19 protein-coding genes and 1 pseudogene are annotated in these 24,898 nt (G+C 40.8%); 11 read left to right on the top strand and 9 right to left on the bottom strand.

The features are described from left to right. Nucleotides 1-119 precede the first annotated feature (119 nt). Together ANSO36C_RS02750 and ANSO36C_RS02745 are read left to right on the top strand one after the other, a co-directional pair. A pseudogene (locus ANSO36C_RS02750) lies at nucleotides 120-777 on the top strand (sigma-70 family RNA polymerase sigma factor). Nucleotides 778-934: 157 nt separating this feature from the next. Next, on the top strand, nucleotides 935-1,549 hold the full coding sequence (locus ANSO36C_RS02745) for an anti-sigma factor family protein (protein ID WP_251958287.1): 615 nt from the start codon (nucleotides 935-937) through the stop codon (nucleotides 1,547-1,549). A 20-nt stretch (nucleotides 1,550-1,569) separates the two neighbouring features. Here the strand turns inward: ANSO36C_RS02745 and ANSO36C_RS02740 are convergent, their stop codons facing one another. Then, nucleotides 1,570-2,016 (bottom strand): gamma-glutamylcyclotransferase family protein, encoded by a 447-nt coding sequence (locus tag ANSO36C_RS02740; RefSeq protein WP_251958286.1) that lies wholly within the window; start codon nucleotides 2,014-2,016, stop codon nucleotides 1,570-1,572. A gap of 501 nt (nucleotides 2,017-2,517) precedes the next feature. Between ANSO36C_RS02740 and ANSO36C_RS02735 the strand changes: the two genes are divergently transcribed. The 5 genes from ANSO36C_RS02735 to ANSO36C_RS02725 all read left to right on the top strand — a co-directional run bounded on the left by ANSO36C_RS02735 (nucleotide 2,518) and on the right by ANSO36C_RS02725 (nucleotide 8,442). After that, the gene (locus tag ANSO36C_RS02735; protein ID WP_251958285.1) at nucleotides 2,518-2,676 is read left to right on the top strand and encodes a hypothetical protein; all 159 of its coding nucleotides are present in this window, start codon (nucleotides 2,518-2,520) and stop codon (nucleotides 2,674-2,676) included. Then, nucleotides 2,643-2,741, top strand: a complete 99-nt coding sequence (locus ANSO36C_RS34115; RefSeq protein WP_323374593.1) for an alpha-ketoglutarate-dependent dioxygenase AlkB — start codon at nucleotides 2,643-2,645, stop codon at nucleotides 2,739-2,741. Before ANSO36C_RS02735 ends, ANSO36C_RS34115 begins: the two co-directional genes overlap by 34 nt. Nucleotides 2,742-2,925: 184 nt before the next feature. Continuing rightward, nucleotides 2,926-5,568 (top strand): leucine--tRNA ligase, encoded by a 2,643-nt coding sequence (gene leuS, locus ANSO36C_RS02730; RefSeq protein WP_251958284.1) that lies wholly within the window; start codon nucleotides 2,926-2,928, stop codon nucleotides 5,566-5,568. 271 nt (nucleotides 5,569-5,839) lie between these two features. Further along, entirely contained in the window at nucleotides 5,840-5,983 is a 144-nt protein-coding gene (locus ANSO36C_RS34705) for a DUF5615 family PIN-like protein (protein WP_410174670.1), read from the top strand. Between the two features lie 1,304 nt (nucleotides 5,984-7,287). Further along, nucleotides 7,288-8,442: a pyridoxal-phosphate-dependent aminotransferase family protein gene (locus ANSO36C_RS02725; protein WP_251958283.1), complete on the top strand. Its 1,155-nt coding sequence runs from the start codon at nucleotides 7,288-7,290 to the stop codon at nucleotides 8,440-8,442. A 411-nt stretch (nucleotides 8,443-8,853) separates the two neighbouring features. Here the strand turns inward: ANSO36C_RS02725 and ANSO36C_RS02720 are convergent, their stop codons facing one another. The 6 genes from ANSO36C_RS02720 to petM all read right to left on the bottom strand — a co-directional run bounded on the left by ANSO36C_RS02720 (nucleotide 8,854) and on the right by petM (nucleotide 14,208). Continuing rightward, complete coding sequence (locus ANSO36C_RS02720; RefSeq protein WP_251958282.1) at nucleotides 8,854-9,081, bottom strand: DUF2949 domain-containing protein; 228 nt, start codon at nucleotides 9,079-9,081, stop codon at nucleotides 8,854-8,856. A gap of 510 nt (nucleotides 9,082-9,591) precedes the next feature. Beyond that, nucleotides 9,592-10,098: a DUF192 domain-containing protein gene (locus tag ANSO36C_RS02715; protein WP_251958281.1), complete on the bottom strand. Its 507-nt coding sequence runs from the start codon at nucleotides 10,096-10,098 to the stop codon at nucleotides 9,592-9,594. A 236-nt stretch (nucleotides 10,099-10,334) separates the two neighbouring features. After that, entirely contained in the window at nucleotides 10,335-11,021 is a 687-nt protein-coding gene (gene nblR / locus ANSO36C_RS02710; protein WP_251958280.1) for a response regulator transcription factor NblR, read from the bottom strand. A gap of 344 nt (nucleotides 11,022-11,365) precedes the next feature. Then, on the bottom strand, nucleotides 11,366-12,283 hold the full coding sequence (locus ANSO36C_RS02705; RefSeq protein WP_251958279.1) for an NAD(+) kinase: 918 nt from the start codon (nucleotides 12,281-12,283) through the stop codon (nucleotides 11,366-11,368). A gap of 566 nt (nucleotides 12,284-12,849) precedes the next feature. Then, nucleotides 12,850-13,848: an SDR family oxidoreductase gene (locus ANSO36C_RS02700; protein WP_251958278.1), complete on the bottom strand. Its 999-nt coding sequence runs from the start codon at nucleotides 13,846-13,848 to the stop codon at nucleotides 12,850-12,852. Between the two features lie 255 nt (nucleotides 13,849-14,103). After that, entirely contained in the window at nucleotides 14,104-14,208 is a 105-nt protein-coding gene (petM, locus tag ANSO36C_RS02695; RefSeq protein ID WP_094344256.1) for a cytochrome b6-f complex subunit PetM, read from the bottom strand. A gap of 207 nt (nucleotides 14,209-14,415) precedes the next feature. On the opposite strand from petM, the gene pdxA reads away from it, so the two are divergent. Further along, entirely contained in the window at nucleotides 14,416-15,504 is a 1,089-nt protein-coding gene (gene pdxA / locus ANSO36C_RS02690; protein ID WP_251958277.1) for a 4-hydroxythreonine-4-phosphate dehydrogenase PdxA, read from the top strand. Between the two features lie 394 nt (nucleotides 15,505-15,898). Here pdxA and ANSO36C_RS02685 read toward each other — a convergent pair whose 3' ends face one another. Further along, a complete protein-coding gene (locus ANSO36C_RS02685) occupies nucleotides 15,899-16,564 on the bottom strand; it encodes a phosphoribosyltransferase (RefSeq protein ID WP_251958276.1) in 666 nt (221 codons plus the stop codon). A 988-nt stretch (nucleotides 16,565-17,552) separates the two neighbouring features. Between ANSO36C_RS02685 and ANSO36C_RS02680 the strand changes: the two genes are divergently transcribed. From ANSO36C_RS02680 to ANSO36C_RS02670, 3 genes are all read left to right on the top strand, one after another. Then, the gene (locus ANSO36C_RS02680; RefSeq protein ID WP_251958275.1) at nucleotides 17,553-18,056 is read left to right on the top strand and encodes a hypothetical protein; all 504 of its coding nucleotides are present in this window, start codon (nucleotides 17,553-17,555) and stop codon (nucleotides 18,054-18,056) included. An 811-nt stretch (nucleotides 18,057-18,867) separates the two neighbouring features. After that, nucleotides 18,868-20,001, top strand: a complete 1,134-nt coding sequence (locus ANSO36C_RS02675) for a hypothetical protein (RefSeq protein WP_251958274.1) — start codon at nucleotides 18,868-18,870, stop codon at nucleotides 19,999-20,001. Nucleotides 20,002-20,267: 266 nt separating this feature from the next. Continuing rightward, nucleotides 20,268-22,169: an adenylate/guanylate cyclase domain-containing protein gene (locus ANSO36C_RS02670; RefSeq protein ID WP_251958273.1), complete on the top strand. Its 1,902-nt coding sequence runs from the start codon at nucleotides 20,268-20,270 to the stop codon at nucleotides 22,167-22,169. Nucleotides 22,170-22,269: 100 nt separating this feature from the next. On the opposite strand, the gene ANSO36C_RS02665 is transcribed toward ANSO36C_RS02670, so the two are convergent. Further along, entirely contained in the window at nucleotides 22,270-24,483 is a 2,214-nt protein-coding gene (locus ANSO36C_RS02665) for a GumC family protein (RefSeq protein WP_251958272.1), read from the bottom strand. Nucleotides 24,484-24,898: the final 415 nt, after the last annotated feature.

Below are 24,898 nucleotides of genomic sequence, written 5' to 3'. Positions count from 1 at the left end.
TAAATGTATCCAAAATTGTTTGCCTCAGTGTTCCAGTCATAAATCCGTCACCTTAGCATGGAACTTCTGTCCCATTAGCGGGTCTAATAGATAGGGATGATTTAGAGCCAGTACGATCTATGAATCAATCGATCACTGTATCCTGGTCAACGGTTGATGCAAAGTATCCAGAAGCATCAGTGCAAGTTGACAAACTCCCTAACCACGATTTAATTTTGCGCGCTCAAGCGGGACTGCGACCAGATCGTGTTGCGTTTGCAGAACTATTACGCCGCTATCAAAGTCAAGTTGATAGAGTTCTATACCACCTGGCTCCAGATTGGGCTGACAGAGCTGATTTGGCTCAAGAAGTTTGGATTCGAGTGTATCGGAATATTAACCGATTACAAGAGCCTGCCAAATTTCGGGGCTGGTTAAGCCGCATTGCCACCAACTTGTTTTACGACGAGTTACGGAAACGCAAGCGGGTTATGAGTCCTTTGTCACTCGATGCTCCCCGTTCGTTAGAAGATGGTGAGATGGATTGGGAAATCGCTGGCGATACTCCCGGCCCTGAAGAAGAACTGACAACTAGAGAATTTTACGAGCAATTGCGAGAAGCGATCGCGGATTTACCAGAAGTTTTTCGTACTACCATTGTCCTGAGAGAAATTGAAGGCATGGCTTATGAAGAAATTGCTGAAATCATCTGGGGTTTCCTTAGGAACTGTGAAGTCAAGAATAGCCAGAGCTAGAACGAGGCTGCAAGCTCACTTGCAGAATTATCTAGATTCCTAATTTACAGTATCTTGCCTCTGCCCAATAGCAGAATTTAAGCATAGATTAAGAATTCCCAAAAAGACGTAGATCGCTTGTGCCCTTAGGAGGAAAATTGGCTAATTTCTCCGAAATTTGCGCCCAGTTTACCCGTGTATGAGTTGGTAATAATGTTAAGATGACTACTGATTCTCAGTTTTACGACCGTTCTCCTTTGCAACTTCCTCAAGATTTGTCAGATGGAATGGCCAATCATACCAATGAATCAACGGGTCTTATGGATATGGTGAAGCGCGATCGCTTCGAGTTATTGAGTGCTTACCTGGATGGTGAAGTCACAGCCACCGAACGCAGGCAAGTAGAAGAATGGCTGGCAAATGATGCCTCAGTTCAATGTTTATATGCTCGATTGTTAAAGCTGCGGCAAGGCTTGCGGACGCTCCCAGTGCCAGCAGCCCAACAGTCGCCAGAAGAAACAGTTCAGCAAGTATTGACACGTTTGCGCCGTCGCTCCCGTTTAAACTGGATGGTGGGAGGTGCAGCTGTTGCTGCTTGTGTAATCGGCGCAGTATCTGGCTTAGTAAGTGGTGGTTCGACGGCGCCACAACTGGCACAACGACCACAAAGAGAACCGATACAAACGTCCTCAGCGTCTATAATTCCACCTTCCCCTTTGATGGTGGGACTAAATAACCCGGTAATTGAAATTCCTAAAGCAGCAGTAGCCTCTCCAGAAAATTCAATTTATCCGGTACAGCCGCAACAGCACGACTCCAAACAGGATATAAACTAATTGCATTGACAGTTTACTCATTAACTATGTTTTGCGGTTAAACCACAGCCGCTCCACCAGCCATCAGGTTGGAGAAAGCCTCCTAATTGCTCAACTCGGTCTAGAGTCATTAAATAAACCCAAGCCCAACTATAAGAGAGCGACTGTGCCTCGTAAACCTCAATAATTTGTCGATTATAGAGGTTTTCTGGCGTTTGTCTATTGGGCTGGTAATCTTCCAGCACGTCTAGCTCATTTAAAATCCTTGGGTCGGAAAAAGAGAGTAAATATCCGTGAACTTGGCTATCCCCTAGTGTCATCGCTGGGTAGCCCATTGGCAGAGCAAACAATTTGCCTTGTACAAAGACTCTTTTAACATCAACTACTTTGCCAGCACAGTATCTTTGATAATTAGTTTCACCTGGTTTGAGCGTGCCGTAGACAAAAACCTGCACTAAATCAGAAAATTTTATATTTGATTCAACCATCACCTATTTTAACCATCTAAATTTATTTTCCTACCACAGGACTGAGTATTGTAAACGCGTGGTGTGAGCATAGCCAAAAAGTGAGCGAGTCTCATTACAGAGACACAAAAATAATGTAGATAGGAATATCATAAGTTTCACCAATAATCCCCTCCTCACATCATACATAGAAAAACAGGTATAATAAGTAGCTAACTAGCATCAGTTATTTGGGCAACTTAAGAGAGTAGTTAGATCCACTCTTAAGCTTTCTCATGATTATTTCTAGCCCAATACGGTTCAGTTAAGGCTAAAACTCTTTATCAAAGTCATCAAAGTCAAATTTTTTAACGTAGACGCTTCTCTACGAGACGCTACGCGAACGGCTTGCCGCAGGCTACCGCAGAGGCACAGAGAAGCCAGTGCGTTGGGCGGGTTCCCCGACTTGTTCGCTCTTAGCGTTCCCGCAGGGTAGCAACTGGCGCGGAACAGAGAGAAGAAAAAATGCCTAACTGAACCGTATTGATTTCTAGCCCACAGGAAGCACAGATACAAGTTAGATTTTTTGAAAATATTTACAAATCCAAAATAGAAAAACTTCCATTTCTGCGAGATATCGATATCTTTGCCGAGATGGAAACGATGGAATCTCGTGGCACACCGATTCTGAACCGGAGCTAGGTAAAAATCCTGTAATTGCTTCTATTAGCTTGGGCGGAGCAAGAAGGTTTATGTTTAGACAATAAACATGTAGATTTAAAATATTACTTCAATAACTTTAGGCAAATAAGGGAGATAGAAAGATAATGACAAGGAAGTGAGCATTTGTTGAGCATTGTTTTTCGATACGAAAATAGACTGATAGTTCAGGTTAAAATGCTGAAAACAAGTGTTTCGAGTATTATTTGAGCATTCATTATAGAAATAAACATGGCTGATAGCACTAATTTTTCTTTATCTAGATATAACCCAGCAGCAATTGAGGAAAAATGGCAAAAAACATGGGTAGAACTTGGCTTAGACAAAACACCGACAGCTACTAACAAGCCAAAATTTTACGCTCTTTCCATGTTCCCTTATCCATCGGGCAGCCTACACATGGGTCACGTCCGTAATTATACGATTACCGACGTAATTGCCCGCCTCAAGCGAATGCAAGGGTATCGGGTAATACATCCAATGGGTTGGGATGCTTTTGGCTTGCCAGCAGAAAATGCCGCCATTGACCGTGGTGTACCGCCAGCAAAGTGGACTTATCAAAATATGGCGCAGATGCGGCAACAATTGCAGCGTCTTGGTTTATCCATTGATTGGGAATGCGAACTTGCTACCTGTTCACCAGATTATTATAAGTGGACACAATGGATTTTTTTGCAGTTTTTGCAAGCAGGGTTAGCTTATCAAAAAGAAGCAGCTGTAAACTGGGATCCTATTGACCAAACTGTACTGGCAAATGAGCAAGTCGATAACGAAGGACGTTCTTGGCGCAGTGGGGCAATAGTTGAGCGTAAATTATTGCGGCAGTGGTTTTTCAAGATTACCGACTACGCCGAAGAATTACTCAATGACTTGGATAAATTGACAGGTTGGCCGGAACGCGTCAAATTGATGCAGGCAAACTGGATTGGTAAATCCACAGGCGCTTACTTAGAATTTCCCATCATTGGGATAGATGAAAGAATCGGCGTGTACACCACACGCCCAGATACCGTTTATGGTGTCAGCTACCTAGTGTTAGCACCAGAACATCCCTTGACAAAACGTGTCACCTCAAAAGAACAGCAAGCAGCCGTAGAAGCCTTTATTAAAGAGGTTTCCAATCAAAGTGAGTTAGAACGTACCTCTGAAGACAAACCGAAGCGGGGTATCCCTACAGGTGGTAAGGCAATTAACCCATTTACAGGGGAAGAAGTGCCGATTTGGATTGCTGACTATGTACTGTATGAGTATGGTACTGGGGCGGTGATGGGTGTACCAGCACACGATGTCCGAGATTTTAAGTTTGCCAAAAATTACGATTTGCCAGTTGATTTTGTCATCGTTTCCCCGGATGATGTTGCAGGTTTTGACTTAACTCCAACATCAGAGATTGATGAAGTCACACAACTCATCCAAATTGAATATAACCAGGCATACACTGAACCAGGAATTTTAATTAATTCTGGGCTTTTTACTGGTATGACTTCCACAGATGCTAAACAAGCAATAATTGAATACGCCGAACAACAGGGTTTTGGTAAAGTGCGGGTGCAATATCGCTTGCGGGATTGGTTAATTTCGCGGCAGCGTTACTGGGGCGCACCAATACCTGTAATTCACTGCCCCAACTGTGGGATAGTGCCAGTGCCTGATAAAGATTTACCAGTACAGTTACCGGAAGAGGTGGAATTTACTGGACGTGGCGGTTCACCTTTGACTCAGCTGGAAAGTTGGGTAAATGTGCCTTGTCCAACTTGCAGCACTCCAGCGAAGCGGGAAACTGACACGATGGATACTTTTATTGATTCGTCGTGGTATTTCTTGCGCTTCCCTGACGCTAAAAATGAACAACAGGTTTTTGATTCCAGTAAAATTAATGACTGGATGCCAGTTGATCAGTATGTAGGTGGAATTGAACACGCAATTTTACATTTGTTATATTCGCGGTTCTTTACCAAGGTTCTGCGAGACAGAGGGTTACTGAATTTTGATGAACCCTTCCAACGCCTGTTAACTCAAGGTATGGTACAGGGTTTAACTTACCTAAATCCCAACAAGGGTGGTAAAGATAAATGGATTCCTTCTGAGCTGGTAAATTCAGCTGACCCCCGCGACCCCCAGACAGGCGAACCACTACAACGTCTCTACGCTACCATGTCTAAATCAAAGGGCAACGGTGTAGCTCCAGAAGATGTAATTTCCAAATACGGTATAGATACAGCGCGGATGTTCATCTTGTTCAAAGCGCCGCCAGAAAAAGATTTGGAATGGGATGAAGCTGATGTGGAAGGACAATTCCGCTTTTTAAATCGGGTTTGGCGTTTGGTGACAGATTATGTTGCGGCTGGGGTATCCCGTAAGCAAGCCCAACTCGCTAATTTAACTAAAGCAGAAAAGGAGTTGCGACGGGCAATTCATACGGCTATTGAAGCAGTCACAGAAGACGTTGAAGACGAATATCAATTCAACACAGCTATTTCAGAATTGATGAAGTTGAGCAACGCCCTAACTGATGCCGACGGGAAAAATTCACCAATTTATGCAGAAGGTATTCGGACTTTGGTAGTATTGCTAGCACCATTTGCACCACACATTGCTGATGAATTGTGGCATTTATTGGGTGAAAGTGATTCAGTCCACACTCAAACTTGGCCATCATTTGATCCTGCTGCTTTGATTGCGGATGAAATCACTTTAGTGATTCAAGTTATGGGTAAAACTCGCGGCTCGATTCAAGTCTCAGCACAAGCAGATAAAGCAGCACAGGAGAAGTATGCCCGTGAATCAGAAATTGCCCAGCGTTATATCGAAGGCAAAGAGATTAAAAAGGTAATTGTAGTGCCTGGAAAGTTGGTGAATTTTGTAGTCAGCTAAGTACAGCTTTAGGTAAAATCGTTGCGAATTGAGGGTTGAAATTTAAATGTAGATGTAGATGCACTTCGCCTTACCACAGGGTAGGGGCGCAAATATTTGGCTACGAATTATTAATGAAATGTTGTACTTAGCAATCGATAAAATTGTAAATGTAGCCTGACAAAACATCAGAGGATTTACATCCGTGACACTCAAAGAGTTAGAACAACAACTTCTTGCCCTCAGACAAGCGTGAAAAATTGCAGGCTATAAAGGTATACCTGATAAGGAAGTGCTGGCATTTGCTACAAGTCAAAAACGCTCGATATTAACTATCAACAGGAATGATTTTATCCGTTTGCATCGTCGTGATTATAGCCACTTCGGTATTATTGTTTGTACAAACAATCGTAATTGGAACAGTTTGGAGCACTGATAGATGAAGTTGTGACAACAGAAGAACCGTTGCAAGGAAAACTAATTCGTGTGGTACGTCCAGTCACTTAGAAAGGTTTTGATGGAACGTACAAATGCTAGAGTCATCAAGTATATGTTGCAACAATTTTTCTAATAGTAGTTTCCTTCTCTGGTATATGTGTATTTAAAAACATTTTTAATTATTGTCCAGAGAGTTGGACTGTTTTATTTATACACGAAAAAGCGCTTGAGGTTTTGCTCACTCAAGCGCTTTCTCGTAAAAGCTTATACCAACTCACTCGTTTGATGCAACATTTGAAATCTGCAACACTCCCTAAGGAGAGAGAATTGCGGGGATAACTTGTGACAAACATGTGGTGAAATGGTATCACTCCTTGCACTAACTAAGAATATCTCTTTTGCAAGAATACCGGGGATCTAGTGAGTGACAGTTTATGAACTGAACACTAGTTAAAAACGACTCACCATGAATAGTAACTAAGAAGACTAAGCACGATTGTAGCAATTTTGTAAGCTTAGTATAAAAACTTATAGTTTATTAGCGTAAGTGTAGCCTATCGTAGGCATCGCTTACTACTGAGTGTAGTTTTATAATGTGCAGCAATTAGTAGCATAAATCTCTCAACTTCGGCGGCAAATGCATCGCCATTGAGTCAGCCAAAGAAAGCTTGGATATTGGCATCGAAGCGATTTTGAATTAAATAAATCATCATCTCCTCTATAGATAAAAATATTCTTTGGAGAATGGCAACCCAAGAACAAATCATCGACTCAAGCACATTGAAAAGTTTGAGTTGGGTATCTTCTATCTCTTAGCAAACGGTGACATCCATGTCTTCCGCATAGTGTAGGTGGTTACTTCCTTCGTGGAAGCAAAACATCTCTTTTTCACTGATGATTCCCGCGATATTCAAGACGATTTCGCGTGTTTTTATAAAAACAATAGGAAGGGATTACGGGTAAATTTAAAAATTTATTATTCCTGTGCCTTATCTAGATAGACGTTTCGCCTTTGGCTAAAATAGCCACTCTCCTACGAGCAAACGCCTTAACCTAGTGTCTAGGTGTGTGGTAAGATTGCCTGGAACAGGGGTTTTATCTGAGTTGAAGTCTCGTATAAATTGCAAAGGTCAAGCTGACCGATCATTAACTCCCACGATACTTTTCCTATGAATTTGGAAAATATACAACAAGGCTGGTGACGAACTGAGTGGAATTTGTAGATGAATATCTAGAATTTGCTATCAGACTTAACCAACTTCTCACAATTTTGACTTTTATTTGATTTTGTAGGATACACACATGAACGATAAGCTGATGCTGATGATTCCAGGCCCTACCCCGGTGCCAGAAGCTGCTTTACTGGCATTAGCCAAGCATCCGATTGGGCACAGGACTAGTGAGTTTAGCAACATCTTGGCAGAGGTGACAGAAAACCTCAAGTGGCTGCACCAAACTCAAAGTGATGTGCTGACGCTGAATGTTAGTGGTACGGGTGCTGTAGAAGCGGGAATAATTAATTTTCTCTCTCCAGGCGATCGCATTTTAGTTGGCTCTAATGGTAAATTTGGCGAACGCTGGGTAGAAGTTGGCCAAGCCTACGGTTTGAATGTAGAAGAAGTTAAGGTGGAATGGGGAAAACCTTTAGACCCCGCAGTATTTGCCGAAAAACTCCAAGCAGATACCCAAAAGCAAATTAAAGCTGTAATCATTACCCACAGCGAAACTTCGACAGGTGTGTTGAATGACCTAGAAAGCATCAATCGCCACGTCAAAGAACACGGTGAAGCTTTAATTATCGTTGATGCCGTCACTAGCTTGGGTGCATTCAATCTACCCGTAGATGCTTGGGGCTTGGATATCGTCGCCTCTGGTTCCCAAAAAGGTTATATGATTCCGCCAGGATTGGGTTTTGTCTCTGTCAGTCCCAAAGCTTGGGAAGCTTACAAAACTGCGAAGCTACCGAAATATTATTTGGATTTAGGCAAATATCGTAAAGCCACAGCCAAAAATACAACTCCATTTACTCCACCTGTAAATTTGATCGTAGCGCTACACACCACGTTGCGAATCATGAAAGAGGAAGGCTTGGAGTCAATATTTGCTCGACATGAACGGCTGAAGAATGCTACCCGCGCCGCGATTCAAGGCTTAAATTTACCCCTGTTTGCAGCAGATAGTTCCGCTAGTCCGGCAATTACGGCTGTAGCACCACAAGGAATTGAATCGGATAAGATTCGGTCATTAATGAAAAAACGCTTTGATATTGCCCTAGCGGGTGGTCAAGATCATTTGAGTAACAAGATTTTCCGCATTGGTCACTTGGGTTTTGTGAGCGATCGCGATATCCTCAGTTGTATAGCATCTCTAGAAGTTACCCTCTCAGAACTTGGTCACGAAAACTTTACCCCTGGGTCTGGTGTAGCAGCAGCAGTTAGAGTGTTTAATAATTCCTGAATACTAAGCCGTGAGTGATGAGTATGATTTTTACTCATTACTGAGTACTAAATTAAAAGAGCGAGTTAAATTATCAACTCGCTCTTTTAATTTGGATATAAATGAGTAGAAACCGTCAGAGTTAAGACTAGATACGAACCTTTGCAGAAGATAAAGTGGATGTGACATACCTCAATTCTCCTAAATCATACCAAGTTGCCCTAGATAGTATTATTTGCCTAGAAGACAGTCGCACAAAGTCTTTTACGTCAAACAAGAGTAACTTTGGCAACTTAGTATGATACCAAATTGGTACAAGTAGTGTTGTTTGAGATTCTGGTAATAGTCTTTTGGTAGAGACTTTTAATCCAAAACCCAACTTGGGCTGAAAGCGCATCAAAGGCGCGACCTAAAATCCAAAATTGGGATAATCTATGCTGTTTCAAGCCAATCATAAATTTGTTCTAACTGGTCTAAAGTAATCAACCCATACTGCCAGAGAATCATTGCCAAAGGGCCTGGGTCTTGCTCCCGATGGCGAAGCGCCAGCGCTAGTGATGCTGTGGAAATTGCCAAATCTTCTTGCAAAAAATGAATCAGTCGAGAATATTTTGATGGTGACACTTGTATCTCACCTCCTTGTACAGAATGTATTGTCATATATCAGTTCACCATTTCTTGCTAGCCAGTAGCCAGTATTTTATTTGTCACTGTGCCGTTATCGGCTATACACCCCGGCACAGTTTTTTTGATTTCCCTTCAAAAGAGGCTTTTCATAAAGCGTCTGAGAAATAGGAATTTTCGTACAAATCACCTGCTCGATTTTTCAGCAGTATTTTTACTTAGTTAAATTGGCTCCATTTTGTTTACTTTTCTGCTTTATTTAATTACACAGGTAGTAACAAAGATTCCATAGCCTATACTCTCTTATTGGCGACTATTTACACTTACGCCCAAGGGAATATTTTTGCGACCAAACCTTAAGACTGCGATTTTAGGTTGGAGACAGGCGAGTTTTATATTATTACCACAGTTTTTAAATAGTAGCGTTACAGATGACTTTTTTGCCACAATACGTGACATTTTTTACAAAAAAAACATATATTTCGACCGTGTAGGTTTTCAACCGAGTAACCACTCAAATATGTATCCCCACAAAGCACCGAAGTCTCAAAATTCAATTTTGACAATATCGCCCACTTTCAACTTCAATTCGGCAGCTCTTCCAGAGCGAAGTTCAATCACCTTATCGATTGGTGTCTTGGGGCCATAGGTAGGACAAGGTTCAGCTGCACAAGGAGCCGCAGATGCTTGAATATATTTAACTACACCGTTATGTAAAAATACCATATCCAATGGCACTGGTACATTCTTCATCCAGAAGCTGACTGGTCGTGCAGAAGGGAACCCAAACAGCATCCCCCGGTCATCTGGCAACGCTGGTCGATACATCAACCCCATTGCCTGTTGTTGGGGAGTTTCCGCTACCTCTAATTGAATTATTGTGCCATTAGGAATAATGGCTTTAGCAGAAATTGGTAGTGTTTGACCTAAACTCTCTGGTGCTGGAGTTTGAGAAGCAGAGGTGGGCATGGGAGGGTTAGCTGTTGTTGGCACAGAACAGCCCATTAGGAACATACTGAGCAACATCGAAAGCAAAGCTAGCCGACGAGTCATATAGTTTTTCCATTTTGTAATTTAGATATCAATTTTACAGTGTTGTCAGCAGAAAAAGATGGCAGCAGCCCCCAAGTGTGCATTCCCAGTCTGATACTGGAAACGAGGTAACGAAGTAGGCAAACTTCCACCACAGTCTATTAATGGTCTGTCAAGTTTAAATTGATGCGTAAGCAAGTTTGTAGTCAGGACTTTAGTGCTGGCTACAAACCCTCAAAACTAGCTTAGACATTGTATTAAGATTCTCTTAAAACGTACCCTACGCCGCGCACCGTTTGAATGAGGCGCTTTTGACCTTCATCTTCAATTTTTAACCGCAAGTAACGGATGTATACTTCAATTACATTCGACTCACCCAGAAAGTCGTAACCCCAAACATTTTCGAGAATTTGTTCGCGGGTTAATACCTCACGAGGATGTTCCATTAAGAATTTTAAGAGTTCAAATTCCTTCATTGTCAAGTCAATTGCCCGTCCGTTGTGTATTGCACGGCGAGTTGATATATCTAAAATTAAATCTCCAAAGCGTAATTGCTCTGTGGTATCGATATCGGGTTTTAAGTAGAGGCGAATTAATTTCAAAAAGTCTTCTGAACGATAAGGCTTGAGGATGTAATCATCTGCTCCAGCTTCTAGACAAGCTACCCGATCATCGACTGTATCTCTTGCCATTAAAATCAATACAGGCGATCGCAGACCAGTGCCTCTCAGATTTTTGCACAATGAGAGTCCTGATTCTCCTGCTAGCATTCGGTCTAAAACAATTAAAGCAGGCTGGCGATCGCGACAGTGTTCTAAACCACTAGTCGCATCATGAACCACAATTGATTCATAGCCGGCTTCTTGCAAGTCGCAAGAAAGTTGATTTGCTAGGCTCTCATCGGTTTCAACCACCAAAACACAAGGACTTTGAGCAACTGTCATAACAATTTGGGATATTAGATTTGGGATTGTAAAGGTATTCGAGTGAAAATCTTTACATCAGTTATAAAGTGCAACTACGAATTTTTCTTGATGGAGCAATCCTGATTCGACATCCTGTTAAGGATCTTTTAGCACGTTCAGGTGTCAGCTATCTAATTCTCCGATGCAATCTTAATAACTAGGGCATTGGGCATGGGGCGTGGGGCATGGGTAAAGAACAATCACTAATACCCAATAGACTTATCCGCCAATTAAATTAACCTCTAAATCTTATAAATTAGAGGGTCCAAATGTAATTTACGGATAGGTTTAATCCCCAATGCCCAATGCCCAATGCCCAATGCCTATGGCAATTCTACCGAAGTTGGTTTGGCGATATGTGGCAAACCCCAACCTAATTTTTCTCGCAAAATTCGGAAAAACTCAGGGGTTTGCAGGCGAATAAATCGGGCACTATATTGCGATCGCTCCATGTATACTCGATCTTCTGGTAGGATGTAGCACCCTCCATTGCCATCTACCACCATCACCAGGCGAGGAATATTGACTGGGTAGATGTTGACTGATTCAGTATCTGGAAACACTAATGCTCTAGAAGCTAGAGAATGGGGACAAATGGGTACTAACTGTAAAACAGGTACGCCAGGAGTCACCACCGGGCCGCCAGCACTCAATGAGTAAGCTGTAGAACCAGTAGGCGTAGAAACAATCACACCATCCGCCGCAATATCTACTGGCGCATGCCGCCCTATAACTATTTCAAAATGGCACATAGAGGTTAAAGGTTCCCGATGCAATACCATTTCATTCAAGCAGAGGGCTTCCCATAGTACTGAATCTCCCCGAAACACTTTGACGGTGAGCATGACTCGTTCTTCAATTTCATACTCACCCGCCATCACCTGTTCTAATGCTTGCGGCAATTGATTTAGGAAAGTTTCTGTCAAAAAGCCCATGTGGCCGGTATTCACTGTTAGCAGTGGAATACCACAGGGGGCGACCTGACGAGACGCCGCTAAAACAGTGCCGTCTCCCCCTAATACCACTGCAAACTTCATATCTGAGTCAAAACCAGGGGGTGTCAGACCGTCAATGGGGGTGTGGCATACAGAACTCTCTGGGGTAGAGTAGCCCAATATTCCACCGATACTCGATGTGATACATACATTCCAACCGGCTGCGGTTAGCTTGTCTTTTAACTCGATAGCGACACGGCCCGCTATCGGTTTAACGTCATTGTAGATAATGCCTGCTTTCGGCACACTCAAATATCCAAATTTAGGCGATGCTCTGTATTATTTGACACTCCCCAGACTAAAAGCATAGGGATTCTTGGTTCATTGATACACCTTTAAACTGCCTAGCCTTTCGGCATTACTTAAACCAAAAACCCATTCAATTGAACCAAGTTTCGAGCCTAATTTAGACAGCCCCAGAGGGCTTATCTCCCCAAGCTTTAGAGGATTTCTCCCCCTGTTTCCGTGTGCCCCACGGTACGCTTAATTAACAAGTTTTTGACTTTTCTGGTATGGGTGCGCCTTGGCTACCCCAGCTATGTTTATCGTGGTTTTCGCCGCCCACTAACCATTATTATTTCCTAGCCAGTCGTATTGGGGTTGGTTATCCATTTGTGCTAGCGGTTATTCTACCTGTGATATTGTTTTAGTATACCAATCACCGGAAACTTTCAAGACAAATTTAGAAAATTAAAGCCGTCCTAGAAGGACGGGGCTTTTACCTAAATTTTCGGTAATCCTTACACATTTTTGGTCATTTAGTCATTAATCTAGAGTCTAGAATTTTACGACTAATGTCTGTTTTGTAATAACTATTGACTGTTGGCTTTTGAAGACTGTTTAAAAGGAGTTTTTTTAGGTTTCTGCTTTTTATTTTTATTTTTCTGGTAGTCTACCTCTTTAAGCTTCTTCATTATTCGGCTGAAGTACTCTTGTAGATAGCTTTCTAGGGTTGTGGTTTGTTGCTGATCTAAACCAAACACTGTATATACATCATCCATTGAAGCATTTAACTGTTTACCACTAGCCAATACTTCTGTAAACGCCAGCCTGTCTGCTACGTTCCATCCCCACTGAAAGAATCGCATTATGCCCCGTACAGCACGCAGTAAGGTTATTGGCATCCGCGTTACTCTGGCATCTTTTCCAGATAAGCGTTCGCACAGGTTGATAATTTCTTCTGCACTCCATGCACGAGTACCAACTACAGGAAAAGCTTTGTTTTCCGTTTCGGGCACACTCAATGCACGGATTGCAAACTTAGCAATGTCCTGAGTGTCCATATAGGCGATAGGAGAAGAATTACCTGTTACCCAAACTGGTTGTCCTTCTAAAATAGGAATCCCATACTGACCGATTAACCCTTGCATAAAACCAGCTAGCCGCAAGATGGTATAATTCAGGCCTGACTCAGCCAAGAAGAGTTCTGTACATCGCTTAATTTCCATTAGCGGCACTTCTGGGTATTTATCAGCATCTAAAATCGAAAAGAAGATAAAACGCTCTACACCCGCTGCTTTTGCTGCTTGAATCAATGCTACTTTGCCTTCCCAGTCCACTTGTTTGATGCTCAGTGAATCTGTAGGGCGAGATGTTGACGCATCAATAAGTTGGGTTACACCCTCTAATGCTTCCGCTAGGGTATCGGGGTAACGTAAATTTCCGGGGACGAGTTCTGCACCCCATTCTTTGAGAAAAGCTGCTTTTTTACTGCTGCGGACAAGACAGCGTACTTTATACCCTTCATCGATTGCACGACGAGCCACTTGTCTTCCTAAGGTGCCAGTGGCACCGACGATTAATAATGTCATGAGGGTTGTAATAAATTTTAATGTTTTATGAAAAGAATGTTATCAGAATAACCTATGCAAACAAAACTTTACATATTTTCTCAGAAAATCTATTTATTTGGATAGACTTATGACAGAATCACTGTCCGGTTAACGGACAAGCTTTTTTTAATTTCGCTCAAACAGGGAATGGGGAGAGACGCGATTAATCGCGTCTGTACTAGAGAGTGGGGAGAATAATAACTCTTAACTCAGTACTAAGGACTCAGTACTCAATTATTCTTCTGTGCCCTGAATTTTCAGTAACAACGCGCCTAAGCCCCAGCCTACGAAGATTAAACCGAAAGACAATAGAGCTGCATTCAAAATTTCGCCGCCCATTAGTGTGATTCTCCTTATGCAAAGTGGTGTGTAAACTAGGTCTACCAGAAGCTTTTCAATAGTTGCTGTAGGATTAGACCTGTGTAAATAATTTTAAACTAGTTTAGCAGGTTATCCCTACTGGTTTGGGGGGCAATCCCTACTGTTGAAGCAGGGAGAGATGGGTAAATTGAGAAAATTTGATAATAATAATTATGAAGAGATTTTATGTATCAAAATTATCAAAGTAATTTAATCAATTTTGGCAAAGAAAATCGTCCGCATTTGGCGCTGACGCTGGGTGATCCGGCGGGGATTGGGCCAGAGGTGATTTTGAAAGCTTTAACAGATTCGGAAATTAGTCAAAAATATGAGATTACAGTGGTGGGAAACCGGGATTTGCTGGCACAAATTTATCACAAACTGAATTTAATCGAGAATTTAGCAGCTTTGGCAAATCCAGACGAGTTGTCAGTTACTGATGTGCAGTTGGATGGGGAAATTAAAGGTCAAATTATCCCCGGAATAGGTAATGCGGCTAGTGGTGCGGCTAGTTTTGCGTATATGGAATATGCGATCGCACAAACACTGGCTGGTAAATTTGATGCTATTGTCACAGGGCCGATCGCTAAATCTGCTTGGAAAGCCGCAGGATATAATTATCCAGGGCAAACGGAACTTTTGGCGCAAAAGTCAGGTGTTGACCGTTTTGGGATGTTATTTGTGGCGCGATCGCCTCATACTGGTTGGATACTCCGCACTTTATTAGCTACCACACATATACCCCTGCGTCAAGTAGCTGATACGTTGACACCGCAGTTGTTAACACAAAAACTAGATTTGCTGGTGGAATGTTTGGAAAGAGATTTTGGGATAGAAAATGGGAGAATTGCGATCGCAGGTTTAAATCCCCACAGTGGCGAACAGGGACAATTAGGACATGAAGAACAGGATTGGTTAATTCCCTGGTTGGAGGAAGAAAGGCAAAAACGCCCACAATTGCACTTAGATGGGCCGATACCGCCAGATACGATGTGGGTTAAACCTGGTCAAGCTTGGTATGGAAATTCTTTAGTACAAAATCCAGCTGATGGCTACTTGGCACTTTATCACGACCAAGGCTTAATTCCTGTGAAGCTGATGGCATTCGATCGGGCAGTTAATACTTCTATTGGTCTTCCTTTCGTTCGGACTTCACCAGATCACGGAACAGCATTTGATATTGCAGGTAAAGGAATTGCTGATGCTACGAGTATGAAAGCGGCAATACATTTGGCGGGTGAGTTAGTTAGTCAAAAGCTAGCACAGAAAAAGTAATGAATTAGGAGAATTCAGGAGTCAGAATTCAGAATTCAGAATGGGGCGTTGCTGATTAGATATATGAATCTTGGTGTAGAGACGTTGCATTGCAACGTCTCTACAAGGGTTTTGAAATCACACAAAATCATTTTCATACCTGAATTCAGCAACGCCCAGAATGGGCTATGTCTCGCTATGCTAACAGGAATAAAACACGCTTTATAGCTCAATATGGTTCAGTTAACGCTAAAACCTTTGTCAAGTCAATTTTTTGAACGAACCGCCAAGGACGCAAAGGACGCAAAGAGAAGAAAGAAGGAAAGAAAGAAATACTTAACTGAACTGTATTGCTTTATAGCTGGCTTTGAGACTCTACTTCACTTTTCCTGAAATCTGCTGTATGTAGCGGTTCTCACTGGGGTAGGGGCGCAAAGTTTTGTGCCTCTAATGCTTTGGCGAGTAAGTCGCGCACTTCTTCATCCGTAGTTTGAGGAAAATCTTCGTACCAAAGGCCAACGCTATTGAAAGGGCTGGGTGTCGAGACATAAACAATTTTGTCTACCTGAGTTTCTAACTTTTGGCAACTTTCAAGGGCAGCGACAGGCACAGCAATCACAATCTGAGCCGGTTGCTGTTTTCGCACAGGCGCAACAGCAGCCCACATAGTTGCACCCGTGGCTAAACCATCATCTACCAAAATAACAGTGCGTCCTTGTAAATCTCTTAAGGGGCGATTTGCCCGATAAAGCCGTTCCCGCCGCTCTAACTCCCGTTCTTCTTGCAGTGCAACCCTGGCAATTACTTCATCGGATATCTTCATCAGACTGATAATATATTCATTGACTATCCGCACACTACCAGAAGCGATCGCTCCCATAGCTAATTCTTTTTGCTCAGGTACACCCAATTTACGTACTACCAAAATATCTAAGGGAGCATTTAAAGCTTTGGCAACTTCAAAGGCAACGGGTACGCCACCCCTTGGTAGCCCCAATACCACAACATCTGGGCGGTTAGCATAAGCGTCTAACTCCCTAGCCAAAACTTGACCTGCAAACCTCCGATCTTTGAATAGCATGGTGTAACATCCTGAATTGGTTTCCAAAAAATTAAAAAAATTAATTATTATTTACACACGTTTTTTCTTCGCTATCCACCTCAAACAATGGATTAAATTCCAAACTTGGTGTTATGTTCAAATCTTCTGAACTAATCTTAGAAAGCTAAATATTCCCTGTCCTCTGACTAACGGAACGACATCTTCTATCTCAAGTTCTATCAAAAGAATGAGTTAGCTTTAATGGACAAAGATTTTTGCATCTTAGGCTGATATCATTTCACTACCGGGCACTCAACAATTAATTAAGAATTGTTAATAACCGTCTCAAACTGGCTGGGTGAGAAGACACGATGACGCGGTAAATCAGCCTTATAGGTGAGTGATATTAACGTAAAGCAAAACTATAACGAGGTAAGGAGCGCGTCACTCATACCGCTGCTCTTAAAGCCTGCTACGCGCAACGACGACAATAAGAGAAGCTTAATCCAAAGAAACCCGTGTCTAATAACATTTTCAAAAATCTATCTAACACAATGAATCAGCTTTGCATAGGTACATTTGTACTGTATGTCCTTACCTATATATTTGTATCAGCTATTTAGTGAAGTGGTGCGATTACAAGCACAATTTAACACTGCCATAACTTTTTTTCCCACTTCCTAGTCTTTACTGTTAGACTTTTACTGAGCATTTTTTTAACCGCATTTTTGAAAACAATTACTTAATTGGGAGCAGATACGAAAATTTATAAAAATATAGTGATAATTCAATTGCTAATTTTTTACCTGCACTCTTTTACTTCCATTGTGTTGACAAAAACTTTACATTATCCTTTGATTGTAAATATGAGATAATACATTTTATGATTATTTGTCATATAATACCTAGTATTACAGAGAAAAAGGTCATCAAAGTTACCCGTTTAACACCTTTGAATAAAAATTAATAGGGTAGAATCACTGAATATTGCTAAACCATTCTTTAAAATCAAAAGTAGGATTTTTTAATGATCAGTTTAAGTAATTCGGAAAATAGCACAGTTGGCAGCATAGCAGCCACCAAGAGGTTGGCAAGAGCGATGATGGTTTCTGGTGGACAGTTCTCACTGTTATTAGCGTGTTGTAACTGTGTTCAAAGGCAGCAGCAAGTGCTGAATTTGCTAACAGAATTTTCATCAGCAGATATCCACGAAGTTTTTCTCTCACCTGCGGCTGAGAAATTGTATACAGCCATTACAACTGAAATTGATACTACTCAGCCTGAAGCTTTGATGGTACGGGGGTTAGAATCTGTGGTAGCAATTAACCAACTAATCATCAGTACCAATATCATGCGAGATGAGTTTCGGAAGCAGTTTCGGTTTCCCTTGGTGTTGTGGGTAAATGATGAAATCCTTCGCAAGCTAGTCTGGCTAGCACCCGATTTCAAAGACTGGGCAGCTACTACTATTAGATTTGATCTACCTAATAGTCAGTTAGTTGAATCTGAACAACAAGCTATCAGCGCCTAATATTGCCTAAGATGACTTTTAAAATCTTGGATACTTTAAGTTGAGCCGAGCAGTAGCATTCTTTTTAAAATTAATTTTATAGAGCCTTCCCTTACCATACCAAAGTGAAGCAAAAACTGTTGCAATACTTTGCTTACAATCTATTTTCTAAGACAACTGTGTGGATTGTCTTTAAGAGAACTCCAAAAAATAAATCATCCAATTTCTTGACTCAAAACGATTTTTCCTCCTGCTACCCTCAAAGCAATGCGATATTTTTTTATTTGGAAGTCTTTAATGAAGCCTTAGCTTCTAAGTTATTAATTGATTGTCGCAAGGTTACAGGGCATTTTGATTGACTGCATCTGCATAAAAAATTTGTATAAGGAACAAACAATCAGTTTGTTAACGTCTGTCTTTATATATGTTTCAAAAACAGATCATAAAGTAATTCCAACTGGCGAAGTTATGGAATTCTATACTTTATAGAAACAGAATTCAGGAGTCAGAAGTCAGAATGCAAGAAGAGTATTCTGTACAAATGGTGGATAGCGCACCGTTAGCGAGTCTGCATACTCCTTTGGAGAAGCAGGTTACGCACAGCGTCTCGTAAAGAGCATTTTAATTCTGACTCATGAATTCTTCTTTAATATCTATTAGTGATTAAATTCTATTTCTAAGGGAGCATCCCAATTTTGCAAATTTACCAATTAGAACTAGTCATTGCGAATGGAGCGTTCGCAATGACAAAATATGTTTTTACACATTTGGGATGCTTCCATTTCTAAGCTATGTAACTCTTGGCTAAGATCATTACATTTTTAAGAAAAATATGTTGAAAAAGTACTTAAACAACAATCAAAGGCGAATTTTAACTGCTTTGATTTTGACTGGGATTTTGTCTGTTGCTAGTGGTTTAACAGTTGTGCAAAATGCTACGGGTGCTTCTGCAAACTTATCACTAGAAACAAGCAATGAAGTTATCAAAGACAATATTAAACTAAACCGCTTGCCACGTCCAGTAGCTAAAGCGGTACTGCGAGATTTAGCCCGCAGACAAGGAATTTTAACCAGACAGTTGCAAATTATTGATTATAATCAACAGACTTGGCGCAATGGTTGCTTAGAACTACCTCAACCTGATGAATTCTGTAGCCAAGCATTAATTCCGGGTTGGCGAATTGTGGTATCTGATGGCAAAGAAAACTGGATTTATCATACCAATAACAATGGGCGATCGCTACGTTTGGCTTCGGCAAAAAATCCCTCAGACAATCTGCCAGCTAAGTTACCCCCATCTGTGAAAAACGCTGTTTTGCAAGCTGCCTCCAAACGTTTGCAACAGCCAATTTCTCAGCTAACTATCATTCAGGCTGAACAGCAAACTTGGAGTAATGGTTGTTTGAGCCTACCACGCCCTGATGAAAACTGTACTGAGGCTATAGATAGTGGCTGGCGGGTAGTTGTCGGCGCGGTTGACCAAACCTTGGTTTATCATACCAATCAAACAGGTTCCGCAGTTAGGCTAAATGAAAAAGCTAGCAACAGTACACTGTCCCCTGTGCAAATTCCAGCCAGCGAGTTACCACCACCCTTAGATCGGGATATAGTATTTCGGCAAATCTCCAGTGGTGGTTTTACTGGGAGAACCTACGAGACTGTTTTACTTAAAGATGGACGACTGATTCGCGTGCGGATTGGTGATGCCAATGATTCTGAACGTAGTGTTCGCCGCGTTTCTGCGCAACAGGTACAACAATTTGTGCGATCGCTAGAACGTTTTAAGTTTAGTAAATTTCAGAATTTGAGTTACCCAGCCCCCAGTGGTGCTGCTGACTATATCACCTACACTCTCACCAGCCAAGAGGGTACGGTTCGATACAACGATATTTCTCAAAATAACCTGCCCAAAAATTTACAGACAGTAGTCAAAGCCTGGAATCAGATCGTAGTCAGCGCTCAATAATAAACCTTAGTTGATAAGACTTGAAGATATCCTGAAAACTATACTAATAGGGGAGAAACAACTGTTTGAATTAGAACCAATTGAAGGAAATTCAGAGAAGAAACCCCATGTATTATGATATATATGTTAACGGTTCACAGTAGGAAAATAAATTAATAGTCCTGATAGAAGATGTTACCGATAGGCTTGTTTTAAAGTAAAAGTTATTAAAGCAAGCCAAGAAAACTAATCTGCTATCAATTGCTTTAATCTCGTGCGAGAATTACATGGAACAAGTAATTACTTCAATGGCAGATGCTTTATTAGTAACTAGTAATACAGGAAAAATAAAAAAAGTTAATCGTGCTGCTCAAGAGTTATTTGGTTTTCGAGAAGAAGAATTAATTAATCAACCAATATCACTGATAATTGATAACGATCAAGTATTAATAGAAGCTATTTATCAACATTTGTATTTGAAGCAAAACTTACAGAATTTAGAAGTAGTTTGTCGAACAAAAAATAGAGAGAAGCTGTTGATTGCTTTTTCTTGTTCGGTAATTGCGAAAAAAACAGAAGAACTAGAAGATATTGTCTACATTGGTCGTGATATTACTGCTTGGCAGCGACGGGAACAGCGTACAAGTGCCCAGTATGCTATCACTCGCATATTATCAGAATCCCAAAACGTAAAACAGGGAATTCCCCAAATTTTGCAGTCGATTTGTCAAAACTTGGGATGGGATCTAGGCGAACTTTGGACACCAAGCCAGTATATTGGCACTTCCGTACAAGGAGACAGCCTGAATGCAGTATTAAGGTGTGTGGAAATTTGGTCAAGTCGATTAATTTCTGGCCGAGAGTTTAAAGCAATTACCTGGCAAACTACCTATACACCTGGTATTGGCTTACCTGGTCGAATTTGGATCAGACGTTTGCCCTTATGGATTAAAGATATCACAGAAGATGGAGATAAAAGGCGATCGCTACCTGCTGCTGAGGCTGGGTTACATGCAGCTTTTGGCTTCCCGATCTTAGATGATAGTGAAATCTTAGGAGTGATGGTTTTCTTTAATCGGGACATACTACCAAAAGATAAAGACTTATTACAAATGATGGGTTCTATAGGTAGCCAAATTGCCCAATTTATCAAACGCAAACAAGCAGAAGACGCTCTTGTAGAAAGCGAAGAACGATATCGTGATTTATTTGAAAATGCTAATGACTTGATTCAATCTGTCAATCCATCTGGCCATTTTTTGTATGTCAATCGTGCATGGCGAGAAACTTTGGGATATAGCGAAGCTGAAATTGCGAATATGAATCTTTTCGATATTATACATCCAGACTTTAAACAACACTGTTTGCAAAGGTTTTATCGCGTCTTATCTGGAGAAAAGCTTGGGCAAGTAAAAGCCGCATTCGTTACTAAAGATGGTCAAACAATTTTTTTAGAAGGTAACATTAATTGTAAATTTGTTGAAGGTCATCCAGTTGCGACTCGTGGCATTTTTCGCAATGTAACCCAGCGACTAGCCGCAGAAAAAGCGTTGCGTCATCAGCAGGAAGAAACTGAACGCTTATTATTGAATATTTTGCCAGCCGCAATTTCTAAAGAACTGAAAGAAGAACCAGCCAGTATTTCTGAAGAATTTGTTGATGTCACAGTTTTATTTGCAGATATCGTCGGCTTGAAAGAAATTGCTGCTTCTATAAGTGCAATTCAACTAGTAAACTTACTCAACCCAATTTTATCAGCTTTCGATCGCCTCACTCAACAACATGGTTTAAAGAGAATTAAGACCATTAACGATGCTTATATGGTGGTTGGTGGCTTGCACACACGCCGCCCAGATCATGCTCAAGCGATCGCTCTTATGGCACTGGATATGCAAACTGCGATCGCTCTATTTAATACTGATAACAATCAAAATTTCAGCACCCATATCGGCATCCATACTGGTTCTGTAGCGGCGAGAGTAATCGACCTCAAAAAGTTTACTAATATCTGGGGAGACACGGTAAACATCGCTAGCTGCATAGAATCCCAAGGTGTTGCTGGCAAAATCCAGGTTTCAGAAGATACTTATAAGTGCTTGTGTAATGAATTTTTATTTGAAAAACAAGGCGAAATCGAAGTTAAAGACAAAGGGAAGATGACAACTTATTTGTTGATTGGACGGAAGTAAAATGCTACAACCTTCTTGCAGAAGTGGGGTAAAGGGATGGAATTTCCCTTTCCCCTTTTTCCAACACCTCCAATGCCCAATGTCCCCTTGCGTCTTTAATCTACGATGCCAATACCTTTTGAGAATCACTCACTTCATTAGCGATAATCCCAATTAAATTCAACTTACTCAAAATTTCTATAGCTTGAGTCAGTTCAGTTTTAGTCACTTTTCCCATGCGCTCTACCATTACAATACCATTACAAAAAGAGGCTACAATCCTGGCATCAACTGTGCCCAAAATAGGTGGAGCATCTATCAGTACTAGATCGTAACTTTGCTCAAACAATTTTATTAGTTCTTTCATCCGTTGAGAACTGAGCAACTTTACCGTGTCTTCTGGTTCCGGCCCAGCAGTCAAAATATCAATGGAAGGGTGAATGGGCTGGATGTAATCTTGAAAATCAGTAGTTGTCTCATCAACTAATAATAGAGATAGTCCCCAGTCATTGGATAGTTCTAAGATTTTGTGCAAGCTTGGATTGTGCAAATTAGCATCAATAACTAATACTCGTCGATGCATCCGGGTAGCGCTAGCCACAAGCCCTAATACTAAGGTTGTCTTCCCTTCCCCTGGTAAGGCTGAAGTAAACATCAGAGACTTAAAAGGCAAAGGATATTTTAATATTTGAATATTTTGATAGATCATGTCCAGGGTTTCATGGACAGGCAATTTAGTTGTGGCTTCTATTACAGAAGTATTAGACCTTCTTTGCCCATTCCAAGGCAGTCCCAGCCGCCGCTTTTTCACATTACGCAATGGTAGTTTTGGTACTGACCCTAGTACACGTAAATTCGTTAATTTATTTAAATCTCCCGCAGAATAAATAGCGTCATTAAACTTTTCTAAAATCAGCGCTAATAAGATACCTAAAATTGGGCTAATTACGGCTCCCCCAAACAAAAACAATAATCTGTTGTTTCCCATATAAGTACCCAGATTAGGTTCTGCCAAAACTTGCCAGTTATATCCTTCCTGAGCAATTTTTAGCCCCAAAAACTGTTGTGTTTGGAGCAGTTGCTCAAGGGTTTTGCGGCTAGTTTCTACCTTTGGCAACAGACGGCTGTATTCTGCTATTAAGCTTGGGTATGTGTTTAGTTCGGAGCGAAGTCTTTGTTCTGATTCAGCTAGATTCTTTTCATTAGCAGTTAGTCCTAAGACAGTTGTTTGTACCAGAATTAACTCGTCTACTAGCTTTGGCTCAACTCCTAGCATTTGACCTTTTAATAGTGGTTCTCCATTACTGCTAGTAGTAATCTCTGTCACCTCTTTTCTTAATAGCGACAGTTGACTTTGACGTTGCTGCTTTAGTTTTTGTACCGATGGGTAATCTTCTGTATAACGCAGCCGCTCCTTAGCTAATGCTAGTTCAGTCTTTTGAATTTCACTTAATAATGCTTGGTAGCGGTTTGACTTATTTAAACGAGAAGAAATTAGTGCATTCTGCTGTGACGAAGATGCGATTTGTTGCTCTAAATTACTGTAGCGAGCGTTGACATCTTGAAGGTTAGCACGAGTGGTTTGTAACTGTTGTTGAATACCTGCTAGAGATTCTAGCAGAATTTTACTTTGGATTTCGGGATCGAGTAATTTATGTTTCTTGCGAAACTGTTCCAAATTTTTCTCGGCTTTACTTACCTCTTTTTTTATCTCAGGTAGACGAGCATTTACAAAAGCCATCCCCTGATTCAGACGTTCTTTTTGTTGCTGTTTATTGTAATTTTGATAAACTTTCTGTAAAGCTTGAAGTACTCTTTGTGCTTTCACCGGATCGTCATCATTAAAAGAAACTTCAAATACTTGATTAAAAACTTTATTAGCTCCTATGCCTCCTTCTTCTGGGGTCACTTTCAAAGGAGTTTTTTTGCTCGGTTGTTTTTGACCATTGATATCTTCTAAGGTAATATCAGGATAATCAGAATGAAGTAAATCTACAGCTTTCTGGAGCAATTTAGAACTCAGCATTAGTCTCATCTGAGTCGTAGAATTAACAACTTGAGAATTGGAATCAGTAACCTGAGTATTTGCCCCTACTGGGATTTTATTTGACTTTGCTCCTTCAGATAAATTGGCACTCACCAATATCTGCATATTGCTCTGGTAAGTAGGTTTAGAAATAATAGCCAAGAGGCTAGCAGCTGACATGACTACGCAGGAAACCCCGAAGATGAGAAAGCGTCGGCGAAGCAAAATAGTAGATAGTTGTCTCATGCCACTTACGCTTTGTACTGAAGTAGTAACCTGTTGCTCTTGATTCAGACTAGTCTTAGCCACTATCAAACTCCTCTAATATCGAAACAGTATATTTATTTGGAAGATTTATGATAAATGTGGAATGTTTTTACACCTATAGCTGCAATAGCATACTTAATTATTCTTCCAAAAATGACAAGATTACTTGGCAAAATCTTATGCCAACTACCCCTTTCATGTTCATCAATTCATGCATATAAATTCTTAATCAGTATTGGAAGAATAAATTTTTAATAAATATTTTATTGAAGGAAAAAAAATCTTGACGGAAAATTAATTATTTTTCTTAAATATTTCAGTAAAAAATTATCTGATTCACAACATAACTATATATTAAAGTTATTTTGCTAACTTATATCTAAAAAACACATTGAGAAAAATTATTTAAATCATAATACTTGTACATTCTTGATACACTTAGTTAACCGTAAATTAT

This window comes from Nostoc cf. commune SO-36 (assembly GCF_023734775.1).
Taxonomy (GTDB): Bacteria; Cyanobacteriota; Cyanobacteriia; order Cyanobacteriales; family Nostocaceae; genus Nostoc; species Nostoc commune_A.
Note: the sequence above shows the minus strand (reverse complement) of the source record. Positions and strands in the feature narration are given on the sequence as shown.